General features: G+C 66.0%; 13 protein-coding genes. 7 read left to right on the top strand and 6 right to left on the bottom strand.

Annotation, left to right across the window (positions count from 1 at the left end; translation table 11 throughout):
* Nucleotides 1-35 precede the first annotated feature (35 nt).
* Nucleotides 36-2,885 (top strand): phosphoenolpyruvate carboxylase, encoded by a 2,850-nt coding sequence (ppc, locus tag ABUE11_RS08880; protein WP_367068682.1) that lies wholly within the window; start codon nt 36-38, stop codon nt 2,883-2,885.
* A 9-nt stretch (nt 2,886-2,894) separates the two neighbouring features.
* Here ppc and flhC read toward each other — a convergent pair whose 3' ends face one another.
* The 4 genes from flhC to ABUE11_RS08860 form a co-directional block, all read right to left on the bottom strand.
* Nucleotides 2,895-3,434: a flagellar transcriptional regulator FlhC gene (gene flhC, locus ABUE11_RS08875; protein ID WP_367068681.1), complete on the bottom strand. Its 540-nt coding sequence runs from the start codon at nt 3,432-3,434 to the stop codon at nt 2,895-2,897.
* Between the two features lie 51 nt (nt 3,435-3,485).
* Nucleotides 3,486-3,815, bottom strand: coding sequence for a flagellar transcriptional regulator FlhD (flhD, locus tag ABUE11_RS08870; RefSeq protein WP_367068680.1), 330 nt, complete (start codon nt 3,813-3,815; stop codon nt 3,486-3,488).
* 207 nt (nt 3,816-4,022) lie between these two features.
* Entirely contained in the window at nt 4,023-4,799 is a 777-nt protein-coding gene (gene xth, locus ABUE11_RS08865; protein WP_367068679.1) for an exodeoxyribonuclease III, read from the bottom strand.
* 20 nt (nt 4,800-4,819) lie between these two features.
* A complete protein-coding gene (locus ABUE11_RS08860; RefSeq protein WP_367068678.1) occupies nt 4,820-6,418 on the bottom strand; it encodes a PLP-dependent aminotransferase family protein in 1,599 nt (532 codons plus the stop codon).
* 182 nt (nt 6,419-6,600) lie between these two features.
* Between ABUE11_RS08860 and gabT the strand changes: the two genes are divergently transcribed.
* From gabT to ABUE11_RS08845, 3 genes are all read left to right on the top strand, one after another.
* Entirely contained in the window at nt 6,601-7,899 is a 1,299-nt protein-coding gene (gabT, locus tag ABUE11_RS08855) for a 4-aminobutyrate--2-oxoglutarate transaminase (protein WP_367068677.1), read from the top strand.
* Between the two features lie 146 nt (nt 7,900-8,045).
* Entirely contained in the window at nt 8,046-9,503 is a 1,458-nt protein-coding gene (locus tag ABUE11_RS08850; protein WP_367068676.1) for an amino acid permease, read from the top strand.
* Nucleotides 9,504-9,607: 104 nt separating this feature from the next.
* Nucleotides 9,608-11,080 carry an NAD-dependent succinate-semialdehyde dehydrogenase gene (locus tag ABUE11_RS08845; RefSeq protein ID WP_367068675.1) on the top strand — a complete coding sequence of 491 codons (1,473 nt, stop codon included), beginning with the start codon at nt 9,608-9,610 and terminating at the stop codon, nt 11,078-11,080.
* Nucleotides 11,081-11,217: 137 nt separating this feature from the next.
* Here the strand turns inward: ABUE11_RS08845 and bfr are convergent, their stop codons facing one another.
* Entirely contained in the window at nt 11,218-11,694 is a 477-nt protein-coding gene (gene bfr / locus ABUE11_RS08840) for a bacterioferritin (RefSeq protein WP_367068674.1), read from the bottom strand.
* Between the two features lie 199 nt (nt 11,695-11,893).
* On the opposite strand from bfr, the gene ahpC reads away from it, so the two are divergent.
* Nucleotides 11,894-12,469: an alkyl hydroperoxide reductase subunit C gene (ahpC, locus tag ABUE11_RS08835; protein WP_367068673.1), complete on the top strand. Its 576-nt coding sequence runs from the start codon at nt 11,894-11,896 to the stop codon at nt 12,467-12,469.
* Nucleotides 12,470-12,562: 93 nt separating this feature from the next.
* Nucleotides 12,563-14,131 (top strand): alkyl hydroperoxide reductase subunit F, encoded by a 1,569-nt coding sequence (gene ahpF / locus ABUE11_RS08830; RefSeq protein WP_367068672.1) that lies wholly within the window; start codon nt 12,563-12,565, stop codon nt 14,129-14,131.
* A gap of 34 nt (nt 14,132-14,165) precedes the next feature.
* Here ahpF and ABUE11_RS08825 read toward each other — a convergent pair whose 3' ends face one another.
* Nucleotides 14,166-15,872 (bottom strand): SulP family inorganic anion transporter, encoded by a 1,707-nt coding sequence (locus ABUE11_RS08825; protein ID WP_367068671.1) that lies wholly within the window; start codon nt 15,870-15,872, stop codon nt 14,166-14,168.
* Nucleotides 15,873-15,978: 106 nt separating this feature from the next.
* On the opposite strand from ABUE11_RS08825, the gene ABUE11_RS08820 reads away from it, so the two are divergent.
* Entirely contained in the window at nt 15,979-16,326 is a 348-nt protein-coding gene (locus ABUE11_RS08820; protein WP_367068670.1) for a hypothetical protein, read from the top strand.
* Nucleotides 16,327-16,490 lie beyond the last annotated feature (164 nt).

The raw sequence follows: 16,490 nt of genomic DNA, 5'->3' as shown, positions 1-16,490 counted from the left end.
TGAAACCATTGTTCGGCACCAGGAGACCTGTACGCATGACCGCCCCCGCCCGCAAGACGGACCCCGCATCGGCCACCCCGAGCGTTCGCAAGACCGACAAGGACTATCCGCTGATCCAGGACATTCGCCTGCTGGGCCGCATTCTGGGTGACGTGATCCGCGAGCAGGAGGGCGTGGCGGCCTATGAGGTGGTCGAGCAGATCCGCCAGCTGTCCGTGTCCTTTCGCCGTGATGCCGACCAGGAGGCCGACCGCGCGCTCAAGAAGCTGCTCAAGGGTCTGACGGGGGATCAGACGGTGAGCGTGATCCGCGCCTTCACCTACTTCAGTCACCTCGCCAACCTGGCGGAAGACCGGCACCACATCCGTCGCCGCGCCGTGCATGAGCGCGCGGGCAGCGCGCAGGAGGGCAGCATCGAGGTGGCCCTGGCGCGCCTGCGCTGGGCCGGCATCGCACCGGGTACCGTGGCCCAGACCCTGGCCACGAGCTATGTCGCGCCCGTGCTCACGGCCCACCCCACCGAGGTGCAGCGCAAGAGCATCCTGGACGCCGAGCGCGAGATCGCGCAGCTCTTGACCGAGCGCGACGACATCCTGGCGCGTGCCCAGCTCTACAACAGCGCCAAGGACATCCTCACGCCGCGCGAGCTCGCGGCCAACGAGGCGCAGCTGCGCGCCCGCGTTGCCCAGCTGTGGCAGACCCGGCTGCTGCGCTACTCCAAGCTGACCGTGGCCGACGAGATAGAGAACGCGCTGTCCTACTACGAATCGACCTTTCTGCAGGAGATCCCGAAGATCTACGCCGAGCTCGAGAGCGAGCTCGGCGGCGAACACGCCGTAGCCAGCTTTTTGCGCATGGGGCAGTGGATTGGCGGCGACCGCGACGGCAACCCCAACGTCACCGCGTCCACGCTGCAGCTGGCGCTGCGCCGCCAGGCCGAGGTGGCGCTGCGCCGCTATCTGACCGAGGTGCATCTGCTCGGCCGCGAGCTGTCGCTGTCGAGCAACCTGGTGCATGTCTCGCCCGAGATGCGCGCGCTCGCCGAGCGCTCGCCCGACACCAGCGAACACCGCAAGGACGAGCCCTACCGCCGCGCGCTCACGGGCATCTATGCGCGCCTGGCCGCGAGCCTGCGCGAGCTCACCGGCGGCGAGGCCGCGCTGCACGCCGTGGCGCCGCAGAATCCCTACGCCAGCGCCGATGAGTTTCTGGCCGACCTGCGCACCATAGAGGCCTCGCTGCACTCGCACCGTGGCGCGGCGCTGGCGGGCGAGCGCCTGCATCCGCTGATACGCGCCGTGCAGGTGTTCGGCTTTCACCTGGCCACGGTCGACCTGCGCCAGAGCTCGGACCAGCACGAGCGCGTGGTCGCAGAGCTGCTGGCCACGGCGCGCGTGCATGCCGACTATGCGGCGCTGCCCGAGGCCGAGCGCCGCACGCTGCTGCTGGGCCTGCTGTGTGACGCACGGCCGCTGCGCGTGGTGGGTGCGCAATATTCGGAGCTGGCCACGAGCGAGCTCGCCATCTTCGAGACCGCGCGCCTCATGCGCGAGCGCTACGGTCGCGACGCCATACGCCACTACATCATCAGCCACACCGAGACCGTGAGCGACCTGCTCGAGGTGCTGCTGCTGCAAAAGGAAGTGGGGCTGATGCAGGGGCAGCTCGATGCCGGCGCGCGTGCCGACCTGATCGTCGTGCCGCTGTTCGAGACCATAGAGGACCTGCGCAATGCCGCGCCCATCATGCGCGAGTTCTATGCGCTGCCGGGCATCGAGCAGTTGGTGCGCGCCGGCGGGGGCGAGCAGGACATCATGCTGGGCTACAGCGACAGCAACAAGGACGGCGGCATCTTCACGAGCAACTGGGAGCTCTACCGCGCCGAGATCGCCCTGGTGGCACTGTTCGACGAGCTCAACGCCGCCAAGGCCGGCACGCCCATACGCCTGCGCATGTTCCATGGCCGTGGCGGCACCGTGGGGCGCGGCGGCGGACCGAGCTACCAGGCCATCCTGGCCCAGCCGCCGGGCACGGTGCGCGGGCAGATTCGCCTGACCGAGCAGGGCGAGGTCATCGCCTCCAAGTACGCCAATCCCGAGATCGGCCGGCGCAACCTCGAGACCCTGGTGGCCGCCACGCTGGAGGCCACGCTGCTGCAGCCCACCAAGCCCGCGACCAAGGCCTTTCTGGAGACGGCCGAGCAGCTCTCGCGGGCCAGCATGGCCGCCTACCGCGCGCTGGTGTACGAGACGCCGGGCTTTACCGATTACTTCTTCAATTCAACCCCGATCCGCGAGATTGCGCAGCTCAACATCGGCTCGCGCCCCGCATCGCGCAAGGCCACGCAGAAGATCGAGGATCTGCGCGCCATTCCCTGGGGCTTCAGCTGGGGCCAGTGCCGGCTGACACTGCCGGGCTGGTTCGGCTTTGGCGCGGCCGTGCAGGGCTTCATCAACGCGCCGGGCAAGGAGCCCAAGGCGCAGCTGGCGCTGCTGCAGAAGATGTACCGGCAGTGGCCGTTCTTTCGCACCCTGCTGTCGAACATGGACATGGTGCTGGCCAAGAGCGACCTGGCCCTGGCCTCGCGCTACAGCGAGCTCGTGCCCGATGCGCGCCTGCGCAAGAAGGTGTTCGCTGCCATCGAGCAGGAATGGCTGCGTACGACAGAGGCGCTCACGCGCATCACGGGCGAGAAGCAGCGGCTGGCGGCCAACACCGCGCTCGCGCGCTCCATACGCCACCGCTTTCCCTACATCGACCCGCTGCACCACCTGCAGGTGGAGCTCGTGCGCCGCTGGCGTGCCGGGCAGGGCGACGAGCGCGTGCAGACCGGCATCCACATCTGCATCAACGGCATTGCGGCGGGGCTGCGCAATACCGGCTGACGACGCGCCTCAGTGCAGGGTGAGCGCGCCTGCGCTCTTGCTCTTGCCCGCACGCGCCGGCGGGTTGCACAGGCCGCAGGTGTAGTGGCGGTTCTCGTACAGCTCGCTGACGAAATGGCCGCCGCACTGCGAGCATTTGGTGCGCGTGAGCATGCCGGCATCGACGAACTTCACCAGGCGCCAGGCGCGGGTGAAGGACAGCAGCGGTTCGATCTCTGCGGCGGCGATCTGTTCGTTGTAGAGCCGATAGGCCTTGGTGAGCAGTTCCACGCTGTCCAGGCTCACGCCCTTGGACAGATATTCGTAGATGTTGAGGAACAGCGAGCTGTGAATGTTCTCCTGCCAGGTCAGGAACCAGTCGGTGGAGAACGGCAGCTGGCCCTTGGAGGGTGACTTGCCCGCGATCTCCTTGTACAGGCGGATCAGGCGCTCATAGGACAGCGTGGTCTCCGATTCCAGCACCTGCATGCGGGCGCCCATCTGGATCAGCATGGCGGCGCGTTCGATCTGTTTGGACTCATTGAGGACGCTTTTGGCGGGTGCGGACATGGCAGGCTTTCGGTCGGTGGCGTGAGGGTGTGTCGGGGTAGGGGGCTTGCTTCAGAGCACCTCGGATACGCGGCTGGCCATGAGGATGTTGGCGTGCAGGGCGTTCGTGGCCTCGTTGACCGACTTGCGCGGTGTGTTGTGGTTGGTCAGCAGGCTCCACACGAGTTCGTCGTCGACGCGGAAGTTGCACAGCAGCGTGTTGCGCGATGCGAGCTTGAGCACCTGTGCGGCGGACAGCGACGCGAGGATGTCGGCCGCGTCCTCGTTGATGCCCAGACGGAACACCGCCTCGGCCTTGTCCTGGCGGATCAGGGTCTGCGCCAGCATCAGATAGGTCAGGTTGGCTTCGCGGATCTCGGCCAGCAGTTGTTCGGAGGTCATCGGTCAATCCTTTCCAGTAGGGATCACGCGGTTTGCAGGTTGTTGCAGTTGTTGCGTGATTTGTTGAAATGGATTGTGAAACCTGGCCAAAAGGAAATTAAGTCGGGGTTCGGCGCTGCGTGCTGTCTGGCTTGCTGACGCGGCTTGTAGGAAGTTGCCTTACAGAGCTGTCGGGCGGCGCGTGCGGCCGCCCCGGTCGGCGCGTGTTCAGCCCAGCGTCACGACCACGGGCGCATGGTCGCTGGGCTGCGGGTTCTTGCGTGGCGCGCGGTCGACATGGCAGGCTACAACGCCCGCGCGCAGCGCCTCGCTCACGAGGATGTGGTCTATGCGCAGACCGCGGTTCTTCTGAAAGCCGAGCTGCCGATAGTCCCACCACGAATAGCTCTTCTCGGGTTGCTCGAACAGTCGGAAGGCGTCCGTGAGGCCGAGCGCAAGCAGCTCGCGAAAATGCGCGCGCTCCTCCACCGTGTGGTGGATGGTGTCCTTCAGGCCCACAGGATCGTAGGAGTCGCGATCCTCGGGCGCCACGTTGAAGTCGCCGAGCAGCACCAGGCGCGGGTGTGCGGCCAGTTCCTCGCGCAGCCAGTCATGCAGCGCAGCCAGCCACTGCATCTTGTAGGCGAACTTGTCCGTGCCGGGCGCCTGGCCGTTGACGAAGTAACAGTTGATCAGGCGCAGCGGCCCGTCCGCGGTGTCGAGCGTGGCTGCGATCACGCGCGCCTGTTCGTCGGTGTGACCCGGAATGTTGCGCACCACGTCGCGCGCCGGGGCGCGGCTGATGATGGCCACGCCGTTGTAGGTCTTCTGACCGAAGCACACGGCGTGGTAGCCCGCAGCCTCGAAGGCGGCATGCGGAAACTTCTCGTCCACCAGCTTGAGTTCCTGCAGCCCCATGGCATCGACGGGGTTGGCGGCCAGCCAGGCCAGCACCTGGGGCAGGCGCACGGAAAGGGAGTTGACGTTCCAGGTGGCAATTCGCATATGGCTTGAATCTTGTTGGCTCAAAGGGGCTTTCGAACCCCTTGTTGTTCGTTGGCGTCGCAGGACCCGTGCCCCAATGGGGAGGCTGGATCGGGCGCCTCGTGGGCTCCGGACCCGGTTGGTTCGGTGGTCGGTCGCCCGGCGCACGGAACGGTCTTTGTATTCCGCCCAGCCCGCGGCACTTGCGATCCTGCGGGATCTGGCCCATCGCCATCCACGGCGTCTCGAACGTTGTCGAGCTCCAGCCGCAGGTAGTCGAACACCGCCTCGTCCTCGCAGAACGCGACATTAAAGCGCAGCCACGGACTGGGCTCGAGCCCCGGTGAAAACAAATGCCCCGGTCCGAGCAGAATGTCGTGCTCCGTCGCCCTGAGCGCGAGCGCGTTGGCATCCGCAATGCGCGGATGGCGCACCCACAGGAACATGCCGGCCTTGGGCTCGGTGAACAGCTCGAAGCCCAGCGCGAGAAAGCGTGCCGCGACCTTCTCGTGCGCCGCGGTGAGCCGATCGCGAAGCGTCTTGGCATGCTTGCGCCAGCGCCCGTCGATCAAGGCGCCGTAGACAATCCGCTCCGACAGCTCGGCCGATGTCAGGCCCGCAATCATCTTGAGCTGGGCCATGTCCTCGATGAGCTCCGGATTGCCCGCCATGTAACCCACTCGAAGGTTGGGGGAGATGGTCTTGGAAAAGCTGCTGATGTAGACCACGCGGTTGAGCTGGTCCAGGCTGGCAAAGGACGGGTAGGGGCGCGGATCGAGATCGCTGTAGATGTCGTTCTCGACCAGCGTCACGTCGTATTTTTCCGCGAGCTGGAGCACACGGTACATGTGCGCGAGCGTGGCCGATACGCCCGTGGGACAGTGCAGCCTTGGCTGGGTGAAGAACACCTTGGGGCGATGCGTCTCGAGCAGGCGCTCGAGCAAGGCCAGGTCGTAACCCTCGGGCGTGCGTGTCACGCCGAGCAGCTCGCAGCCCAGCAGGCGCAGGCCGAAGCACAGGTTGGCGTAGCTCGGGTCATCAATCAGCACGGGAGCGCCCGCATGCACCAGACGGCGTGCGATGAGGTCGAGCGCATGGCTGGAGCCCTGCGTGAGCAGGATCTGCTCGCTGGTCAGCGCCACCTCATGCTCGGTCAGCAGGTCTCGTATCAGTTGCCGCAGCGGCGCAAAGCCCTTGGGCTCGCCATAGCCGCTGATGCTGATCTCGCCCGATGCGAGCGTGCGCAGCGCGCGGCGCACACCATCGCCGAACAGCCAGTCCTCGGGCAGCCAGCCACAGCCGGGTTTGCGGCTGAGGCCCCGATGCTCGAAGATGCGCCGCATGTAGTACAGGGAGTCGAAGTCGTAGCGCATCCCGGCGTTCGATACCTCTCCATCGTCCTGCCGGCGTCGCCGCACGAAAAAGCCGAGATGCGGGCGCGAAACGAAATAGCCCTGTGCCACCAGTCGGTCATACGCATCCACGACGGTATAGACGCTGACCCCATGCGTATGGGCAAACTGCCGGATCGACGGCAGCTTGGAGCCCGAGCGCAGCGATCCCTCTTCGATCATGCGACTGAAACCGTCCACGATCTGCTGGATCAGGGACACGGAAGAGGAGGAATCGAGCACGAACATGGCAAAAGGAGGCCCCTGCACCCGCTGCAGGTTGTATCTAGGGTTACTACCAATAGGGTTTGTTTGTACAGCACCGGCGGCCTGCACAGTACCAGACAACGCGGGCACGGGCTGTATATGTTAGTGGGCCGGGCTGGTCGATAGAGTCGCCTCCACTGTCACACCCCATAGAGAAGGAAGCCATGCTCGACACCACCAGGATCACCAACGCCAGCCTGTATGCACGCCGCGAGGCGGCCATTCCGCGCGGCGTGGGCCATACCCACCAGATCTTCATCGACCGTGGGGAGAACGCCGAAATTTGGGATGTGGAAGGCAAGCGCTACATCGACTTCGCGGGCGGTATCGCCGTGCTCAACACGGGTCACCGCCATCCGCAGATCATGGAGGCCGTGCAGGCACAGCTGCAGCGTTTCACCCACACCTGCTTTCAGGTGCTGGCCTACGAGAGCTATGTCGAACTGGCCGAACGGCTCAACGACAAGGCCCCCGGCGACTTTGCCAAGAAGACCGTGTTCCTGTCGACCGGCGCCGAAGCGGTGGAGAACGCCGTCAAGATCGCACGCTGCCACACCCGTCGCAGCGGCGTGATCGCCTTCAGCGGTGCCTACCACGGCCGCACTTCGCTGACCATGGCGCTGACGGGCAAGGTCGTTCCCTACAAGGCTGGGTTCGGCCCCTTCCCCGGTGAGATCTTCCACGCGCGCTTCCCCAATCCCCGCCGCGGGGTGACGGTGGAAGACTCGATCGAGTCCATCGAACAGATCTTCAAGAACGACATCGAGCCCAGCCGCGTCGCGGCCATCATCATCGAGCCGGTGCAGGGCGAAGGCGGCTTCAATCCCGCACCACGGGCACTGCTGGAGCACATCCGCGCGCTGTGCGATCAGCACGGCATCGTGATGATCGTGGACGAGGTGCAGACCGGCGCAGGCCGCACCGGCACCTGGTATGCCATCGAGCAAAGCGGCGTGGTGCCGGACATGATCACCCTGGCCAAATCCATGGCGGGAGGCTTCCCGATCTCGGCCGTCACCGGCCGCGCCGAGATCATGGACGCCCCCGCTCCCGGCGGCCTGGGTGGCACCTACGCGGGCAACCCGATAGCGTGCGCCGCGGCACTGGCCGTCATGGACACCTTCGAGCAGGACAACCTGCTGGAGCGCTCGCGCAGCGTGGGCCAGCGCATGGTCAGCAAGCTCGAGGCCATCGCCGCCCAGCATCCCGAGCTCGCCGACATCCGCGGCCTGGGCGCCATGGTGGCCGTGGAGCTGTGCAAGGGGGGAGACATGCAGCAACCCGCGCCGGAACTGGCCAAGGCCGTCAGCGCCGAGGCCGCGCGCCGCGGCCTGATCCTGCTGACCTGCGGCACCTACGGCAACGTGCTGCGCATTCTGGTGCCGCTGACGGCCAGCGACGCGCTGCTGGACGAGGGCCTGGACATCCTGGCCGCCAGCGTCGCCGCGGCCAAGCAGGCCTGATCCGGTGCTTCCCGGGGGGCATCGCCCCCCCTGACGCGGGTGCGCGGTGATTCCCCGCGCATGCCAGCCCACGGCAAGGCCCTGTACGCCGGCGCCATTCCAGGCTTCGGGGCTTGCCCTGTATGAAGAGTGACCAAGGAGACAGTATGACGACACAAGCCTGTGGGGGCCAAGGCAAGGGTGCGCTGCAAAACGGATTGCGTTCGCGCCACCTGACCATGATTTCGATCGCCGGCGTGATTGGCGCCGCGTTGTTCATCGGCTCCGGCAAGGTGATAGCCAATGCGGGCCCGGCGGCCGTCCTGGCCTACATCGTGGGTGGCATCGTCGTGGTGCTGGCCATGCGCATGCTCGGCGAGATGGCCGTGGCCCAGCCCGATACCGGCTCGTTCTCCACCTATGCCGACCGCGCCATCGGCCGCTGGGCGGGCTTTACCATTGGTTGGCTGTACTGGTATTTCTGGGCGCTGCTCATGGGCTGGGAAGCCTTTGTGGCGGGCAAGATCCTGCACGAGTGGTTCCCCATGATTCCCATCTGGGGCTACATGCTCATCGTCACCATCGCGCTGGTGCTGGTGAACCTGATGAAGGTGAAGAGCTACGGAGAGTTCGAGTTCTGGTTTGCACTCATCAAGGTCACGGCCATCGTCGTCTTCCTGGTCATCGGCCTGCTCGCCCTGACCCACCTCTGGCCCTGGGGGCAGCCCGACGCCGTGGGCTTCACCCACCTGACCGACAGGGGCTTCATGCCCAACGGTTGGGGCGCCGTGGTCACCGCCATGCTCGGCGTCATGTTTGCCTTCATCGGTGCGGAAATCGTGACCGTGGCCGCCGCCGAATCCGACAACCCCAGCAAGGAAATCATCAAGACCACCAAGTCCGTGGTGTGGCGCATCATTCTGTTCTACGTCGGCTCCATCTTCATCGCCGTGTGCCTGGTGCCCTTTGACGACCCGTTGCTGCAGGACGCCACGCACGGCACCTATACCGTCACGCTGACCCGCCTGGGCATCCCCGAAGCGCGCCACATCGTCAACTTCGTGGTGCTGACCTCGGTGTGCAGCTGCTTCAACTCGGCCCTGTACACCTGCTCGCGCATGCTGTATTCGCTCTCGCGCCGTGGCGATGCCCATCGCATCATGCAGATCACGGGCAAGAGCAGCGGCAGCCCCTGGGTGGGCGTGCTGATCTCCAGCGTGTTCGCCTTCGTGGCCATCTACCTGACGGCCACCGAGAAGATGGACATCTACGACGTGCTGATGTCCGCCACTGGCACCGTGGCCATGTACGTGTACCTGTGCATCGCCATCTCCCAGCTCAGGATGCGCCTGAAGCTGGAGGCCGCCAACACGCCCATAGGCTTCAAGATGTGGCTGTTCCCCTGGCTCACCTATGCCGTGATCTTCGCCATTCCCGCCGCGCTGGTCGTGATGGTGATGGAAGGCACCTACCGTACCGAGGTGATCTACACCTCGATGCTGGCGGCCGTCATCGTGCTCATGGGAGTGATTGCCCAGAAGTTCAACATCGGCGGGCAGCAGAGCCATGCCATGCCCAGGATGGACCTGCAGCCAGCCACCACTGTGACCGCCAGCGCCACCTGATGCGAACGGGGCGCACGCACCGACCGGGTGCGGCGCCCAACCATCCCCGCCGGCCCATCGGTGGCTGCGGGACTGACTACTGAGAACCTGCCACCGAGGCCAGCATGACCACCCACCTCTCTCCGCTCCAACAACTCAACGACCCCAGTTTGCTCCAGCGCGCCGGCTACATCGACGGCGCCTGGGTGGACAGTGAAGACCGCTTTGCCGTGACCGATCCCGCCACCGGCCAGCTGTTGGCCGAGGTGGCCAACCTCACGGCGGCCCACACGCAGCAGGCCATCGACGCCGCCGAGGCCGCCTTGCCGGCCTGGCGTGGGCGCACGCACAAGCAGCGCAGCCAGTTGCTGCGCCAGTGGTTCGAGTTGATGGTCGCGCACCAGGACGACCTGGCGCGCATCATGACCGCCGAGCAGGGCAAGCCCCTGGCCGAGGCCACCGGCGAGGTCATCTACGGCGCCAGCTTCGTCGAGTGGTACGCCGAAGAGGCCAAGCGCACCTATGGCGAAACCATGCCCAGCTTTGCGCCGGACCGCCGCGCCATCGTGCTGCGCCAGCCCATCGGCGTCTGCGCGGCGATCACGCCCTGGAACTTCCCCGTAGCCATGATCACGCGCAAGGTCGCCCCAGCCATCGCCGCGGGCTGCACCGTGGTCGTCAAGCCGGCCGAACTCACCCCGCTGTGCGCCCTGGCCCTGGCGGAGCTCGCACACCGCGCCGGCATTCCCAAGGGCGTCATCAATGTCGTGCCCAGCGAACATGCCGCTGCCGTGGGCAAGGTGCTGTGCGACAGCCCCGTGGTGCGCCACCTGAGCTTTACCGGCTCCACCGAAGTGGGCCGCATCCTGATGGCCCAATGCGCACCGACCATCAAGAAGCTGGCGCTGGAGCTGGGCGGCAACGCCCCCTTCATCGTCTTCGACGACGCCGACATCGACAGCGCCGTCGAGGGTGCCATGGTCAGCAAATACCGCAATGCCGGCCAGACCTGCGTCTGCGCCAACCGCCTCTATGTGCAGGACGGTGTCTACGACGCCTTCGTCGCCAAGCTGGCCGAGCGCGTCAAGGGCCTGAAGGTGGGCAATGGCTTCGAACCCGGCGTGACGCAAGGCCCGCTGATCGAGCCCGCGGCGCTGGACAAGGTGCAGGAACACATTGCCGACGCCGTCGCCAAGGGCGGCCGCATCGCCGCCGGTGGCGAGCCGCTGCAGGGCCAGTTCTTTGCGCCCACGGTGATCGCCAACGCCACCCAGGACATGCGCGTGGCGCGCGAGGAGACCTTCGGCCCATTGGCGCCGGTGTTCCGCTTCCATACCGAGCAGGAGGCCATTGACGCCGCCAACGCCACCGAGTTCGGCCTGGCCAGCTATCTGTACAGCCGCGACATCGGCCGCATCATCCGCGTCAGCGAGGCGCTGGAATACGGCATGGTCGGCGTCAACGTCGGCCTGCTGGGCAGCGAGCAAGTGCCGTTTGGCGGTGTCAAGCAGTCCGGCCTGGGCCGCGAGGGCTCACGCCACGGCATGGACGAATACCTCGAGATGAAGTACCTCAGCCTGGGCGACTTGCTGAAGTAGGCGCATGGTGCTCCGGCACCATGTGCATGGCGTGCCCTCGCAATTCGGGGGAGCACTGCGGGGAGCGGGTCGCGGCTCCGTTCGGCGGAGCTGGAGCCTCCCCGCAGCGCGGGTGATTCCAACTGCGGACGAGCGAGTCAGTCCGCGTCGCCCATCTGCGACTGCAGGTAGTTCTGCAGGCCCATCTTGTCCACGAGGTCGATCTGGGTCTCCAGGAAGTCGATATGCTCCTCGGTGTCCTCGAGGATGTCCTGCAGCAGATCGCGCGAGACATAGTCCCGCACCGATTCGCAATAGGCAATGCCTTCCTTGATCGTGGCCTGCGCGTTCTGTTCGGCGCGCAGGTCGCAGGCCAGGATCTCGGGCACGTCCTCGCCGATCTGCAGCTTGCCCAGATCCTGCAGATTGGGCAGGCCGTCGAGCATGAAGATGCGCTCCATGAGCTTGTCGGCGTGCTTCATCTCGCCGATGGATTCCTCGTACTCCGTCTTGGCCAGGCGGTCGAAGCCCCAGTGCTTGAGCATGCGGTAGTGCACGTAGTACTGGTTGATGGCCGTGAGTTCGTTCTTGAGTTGCGCCTGCAGGTGGGCAATGGCTTGTGCGTCGCCTTTCATGGGGTGCTCCTGATGGATCGGGGGGAGACCTGCATTGTCGGCCAGTTCACGCGGCACCGTGCACATTTGCCGAGTACCCGGGAACTTTTATAGTTTGTATAAATCAATCCAATGCATTCAATTGATTGGATTGATGATGTGCATGGCACTAAACTTCCATCCGTCATCACTTCCACAACGCAACTGAAAGGAAACGACAGTGTCCCTGATCAATACCCAAGTCCAGCCCTTCAAGACCACCGCTTTCGTCAACCGCGGCGGCAAGGGCGAGTTCATCGAAGTGACCGAACAGACCCTCAAGGGCAAGTGGTCCGTGCTGATCTTCATGCCGGCCGCCTTCACCTTCAACTGCCCGACCGAGATCGAAGACGCCGCCGAGCACTATGCCGAGTTCCAGAAGGCCGGTGCCGAGGTCTACATCGTGACCACCGACACGCATTTCTCGCACAAGGTGTGGCACGAGACCTCCGCCGCCGTGGGCAAGGCCAAGTTCCCGCTGGTGGGTGACCCCACGCACCAGCTGACCAATGCCTTTGGCGTGCACATCCCCGAAGAGGGCCTGGCCCTGCGCGGCACCTTTGTGATCAACCCCGATGGCGTGATCAAGACGCTGGAAATCCACTCCAACGAAATCGCCCGCGACGTGTCGGAAACCCTGCGCAAGCTCAAGGCCGCCCAGTTCACGGCAGCTCATCCTGACCAAGTGTGCCCCGCCAAGTGGAAGGAAGGCGCCAAGACGCTGACGCCTTCGCTGGACCTGGTCGGCAAGATCTAAGCGCCAGACGCCACGCAACCGGACAGACGCGGGGCGTGTGTGCCCTGCCGTCCGGTTTTTTTACGCCCCTACTTTCAGAACAAGGAATCCACCATGCTCGACGATCAACTCAAATCCCAACTCGCCGCCTACCTGGAGCGCGTGACGCAACCCTTCGAGATGGTGGCCTCCCTGGACGATAGCGAGACCTCCGCGCAGATGCGCGAGCTGCTCACCACCATTCAACAGCTGCGCAGCGACATGATCACGCTGCGCACCGATGGGCAGGACGCCCGCAAGCCCTCGTTCACGCTGCAGCGCGTGGGCACCCAGACGCAGCTGCGCTTTGCCGGCCTGCCGCTGGGCCATGAATTCACCTCGCTGGTGCTGGCCCTGTTGTGGACGGGCGGCCATCCGCCGAAGTTCGAGCAGGACCTGCTCGACCAGGTCAAGGCACTCGATGGTGACTACGACTTCGAGGTCTACATGAGCCTGTCCTGCAACAGCTGCCCGGACGTCGTGCAGGCACTGTCGCTCATGGCCATCCTCAACCCGCGCATCAAGACCACGGTGATCGAGGGCAGCGCGTTCCAGGATGAGGTCACGGCGCGCGAGATCATGGCGGTGCCCATGGTCTACCTGAACGGCCAGGAATTTGCCGCCGGCCACATGGAGCTGGCCAAGATCGTCGCCAAGCTCGACACCGGCGCCGCCGCACGCGAGGCAGACAAGCTCTCGGCCAAGGACGCGTTTGACGTGCTCATCGTCGGCGGTGGTCCGGCAGGTGCCGCCGCCGCCGTGTACGCCGCGCGCAAGGGCATACGCACGGGCGTGGCGGCCGAACGCTTCGGCGGCCAGGTCAACGACACACTGGACATCGACAACTACATCGCCATCCCCCACACCGAGGGGCCGCAGTTCGCCGCCGCGCTCGAGCGCCATGTGCGCGACTACGAGGTCGATGTGATGAACCTGCAGCGCGCCAAGGCCCTCAGGCCCGCGGCCGGGCCCGGTGGCCTGATCGAGGTGGAGCTGGACAACGGCGGCGTGCTCAAGGCCAGAACCGTCATCCTCTCGACCGGCGCGCGCTGGCGCAACATGAACGTGCCCGGCGAGGACAAGTACCGCACCAAGGGCGTGGCCTACTGCCCGCACTGCGACGGTCCGCTGTACAAGGGCAAGCGCGTGGCTGTGATCGGCGGCGGCAACTCGGGCGTGGAGGCAGCCATCGACCTGGCCGGCATCGTCGAGCATGTGACCGTGTTCGAGTTCATGCCCCAGCTCAAGGCCGACGCCGTGCTGCAGAAAAAGCTGGCCAGCCTGCCCAACGTGGAAGTGATCCTCAACGCCCAGAGCACCGAGGTGCTGGGCGACGGCAGCAAGGTCACGGGCCTGGCCTACAAGGACCGCGACAGCGGCGAGGCCCGGCAGGTGGAGCTCGCCGGCATCTTCGTGCAGATCGGGTTGCTGCCCAACACCGACTGGCTCAAGGGCTCGGTGGAGCTGTCCACGTTTGGCGAGATCGTCATCGACGCCAAGGGCCAGACCAACGTGCCCGGCGTGTTCGCCGCGGGCGACTGCACCACGGTGCCGTACAAGCAGATCGTGATCGCCGCGGGCGCCGGTGCCACGGCCGCGCTGAGCGCCTTCGATCACCTGATCCGCACCAGCGCGCCGCAGTGATGGCGCGGCCCGGCGCATCTGCCGGACCAGACTCTCAGGGCGATTGCGGCTCCGTCGGTCCCGACGCCGGCCGCGTGCCCGCAATGGCCACGGCCAGGGCCTGCGCGAGGTCCGGCTGCACATCGTCGGGCGAGAGCGCGCGCAGCTGCGCCAGCAGGCCCGTGCGGCCCACGATGTCGAGCGGCTGGTCGCTCAGGCCCGAGACGATCAGTCGAACACGCTGCTCGCGGCAGCGCCGGATCAACGCCTCGAGCGCCTCGGCGCCCGTGGAATCGACGTAGATCAGATTCTTCGCATCGAGTACCAGCGTGCCCGGTGGCAGCCGGTCATGCAGCTCCTCGACGAGGCGCGTGGCGCCGAAGAAGAGGGCGCCGTACAGCCGCCAGGCCTGCACGCGCTCCTCGTGGCCCGCGAGCTCGGGGCGATCGGCGGCGGTGAGCCGCACCGCGCGCGACAGGCTGGCAATGCGGTAGATGAATACCACGCAGGCCGCGAGGATGCCGAACTCCACCGCCACCGTGAGGTCGAACACCACGGTCAGAAAGAACACCGTGAGCAGCGTGGCGCGATAGGTTGCGCGGTAGTTCTTGAGCAGCACGAACTCGCGCCATTCACCCATGTTCCAGGCCACATGCATGAGGATGGCCGCCAGGCAGGCCAGCGGAATGGAGCTGGCCAGCGGCGCCGCCACGAGGATCACCACCAGCAGCACCAGCGCATGCGTCATGCCCGCGACGGGGCTGGTCGCGCCGTTCTTCACGTTGGTGACGGTGCGCGCAATCGTGCCCGTGGCCGGCATGCCGCCGAAGAACGGCGTGATGAAGTTGGCCACGCCCTGGGCCATCAGTTCCTGGTTGGGGTCGTGCCGGTCGCCGATCATGCCGTCGGCCACGCGCGCGCACAGCAGCGACTCGATGGCACCCAGCAGCGCCAGCGTGACCGTGGGCATGAGCAGAAAGCGCGCCGACTCCCAGCTGAACGCCGGCCATTCCAAGGCCGGCAGCGCGCCCGGAATGCCGCCAAAGCGGCTGCCAATGGTCTCGACCGGCAGCTCGAACAGCGCCACCGCGGCCGTGGCCAGCACCAGTGCCACGATGGAGCCGGGCACCACGCTGAGCCTGCCCGAGAACTGCACGCGCGGCCCGAGCGCGGGTAGCCAGCGCTGCCAGACCACGATGACGGCGAGCGATGCCACCGCCACGCCCAGCGCCCAGGGGTTGAAGCTGTGCAGATGGCCCCACAGCGCACCCAGGATGCCGAAGAAATCGCCAGGCATCTTCGCAATCGACAGGCCCAGAAAATCCTTGACCTGCGACAGCGCGATCAGCACCGCAATGCCGTTGGTGAAGCCGATGATCACCGACACCGGAATGAAGCGCACCAGCGTGCCCAGGCGCAGGAGGCCCATGACGAACAGCAGCACGCCCGACAGGGCGGTGGCAATGATCAGATTGGCCACGCCATAGCGCTCGACGATGCCGTAGACGATGACGATGAAGGCGCCCGCCGGCCCACCAATCTGCACCCGGCTGCCGCCCAACCCCGCGATCAGAAAGCCCGCGATGATGGCAGTGAAGATGCCGGCCTCGGGCTTGAGCCCGCTCGCGATCGCGAACGCCATCGCCAGCGGCAGCGCCACCACGGCCACCGTGAGGCCAGCGGCCAGATCCTTGACAAAGCGCGCACGGTCGTAGCCGACGAGCGCATCGAGCAGGCGGGGGCGAAACATCCAGGAGGACATGGACAGGGCAGCAGGGTTGGTGGATCGCGGGGCAGGGACACAGCCAATGATCCCATGACGGTTCATTCTAGAATGCACGCCTTCCATGCGCCGCCTGCTATTGATCTTGATACTGGTTTGCCTGCCGCTGCAGTCCATCTGGGCCGCGGCCGCCAGCTATTGCGGCCACGAGTCGGCGGCATCCACGCATTTCGGCCACCACCAGCATCTCGCGCACGATCACGTGGCCCAGACCACCGATGACGGCAAGCACGATGGCGCCGCCGGCGCGCGCGGCGCCGGTGTGGACATGGACTGCCATGTCTGCCACGGCATTGGAACGGGTCTGCATGGCGGGCCCGCCGCCACGGCCCTGAGCGCGGCCCGCATGGCCCCCGCCCCCTTTGTGCTGCCGCTGCTGCGCGCACCCACGCCCCTGCGGCCCGAACGCCCCAACTGGCCTGCGCTTGCCTGAGCGGCAAGGCAGGGGCAGGGCGCCCCTAGGAGGCTGTCGGACTTGGAGCGCCGAAAGCGTTCTCGAAGAGTGGCGTAGCCAAAATCGGCCCCAGCGAGACCAGTTTTTGCCGGGTTTGCAGCCCAATAGCCGAGCTATTGGGCAAAAAGCCAGTGAAAAATGGG

Source organism: Oryzisolibacter sp. LB2S (assembly GCF_040732315.1).
Lineage (GTDB): Bacteria > Pseudomonadota > Gammaproteobacteria > Burkholderiales > Burkholderiaceae_C > Alicycliphilus > Alicycliphilus soli.
Note: the sequence above shows the minus strand (reverse complement) of the source record. Positions and strands in the feature narration are given on the sequence as shown.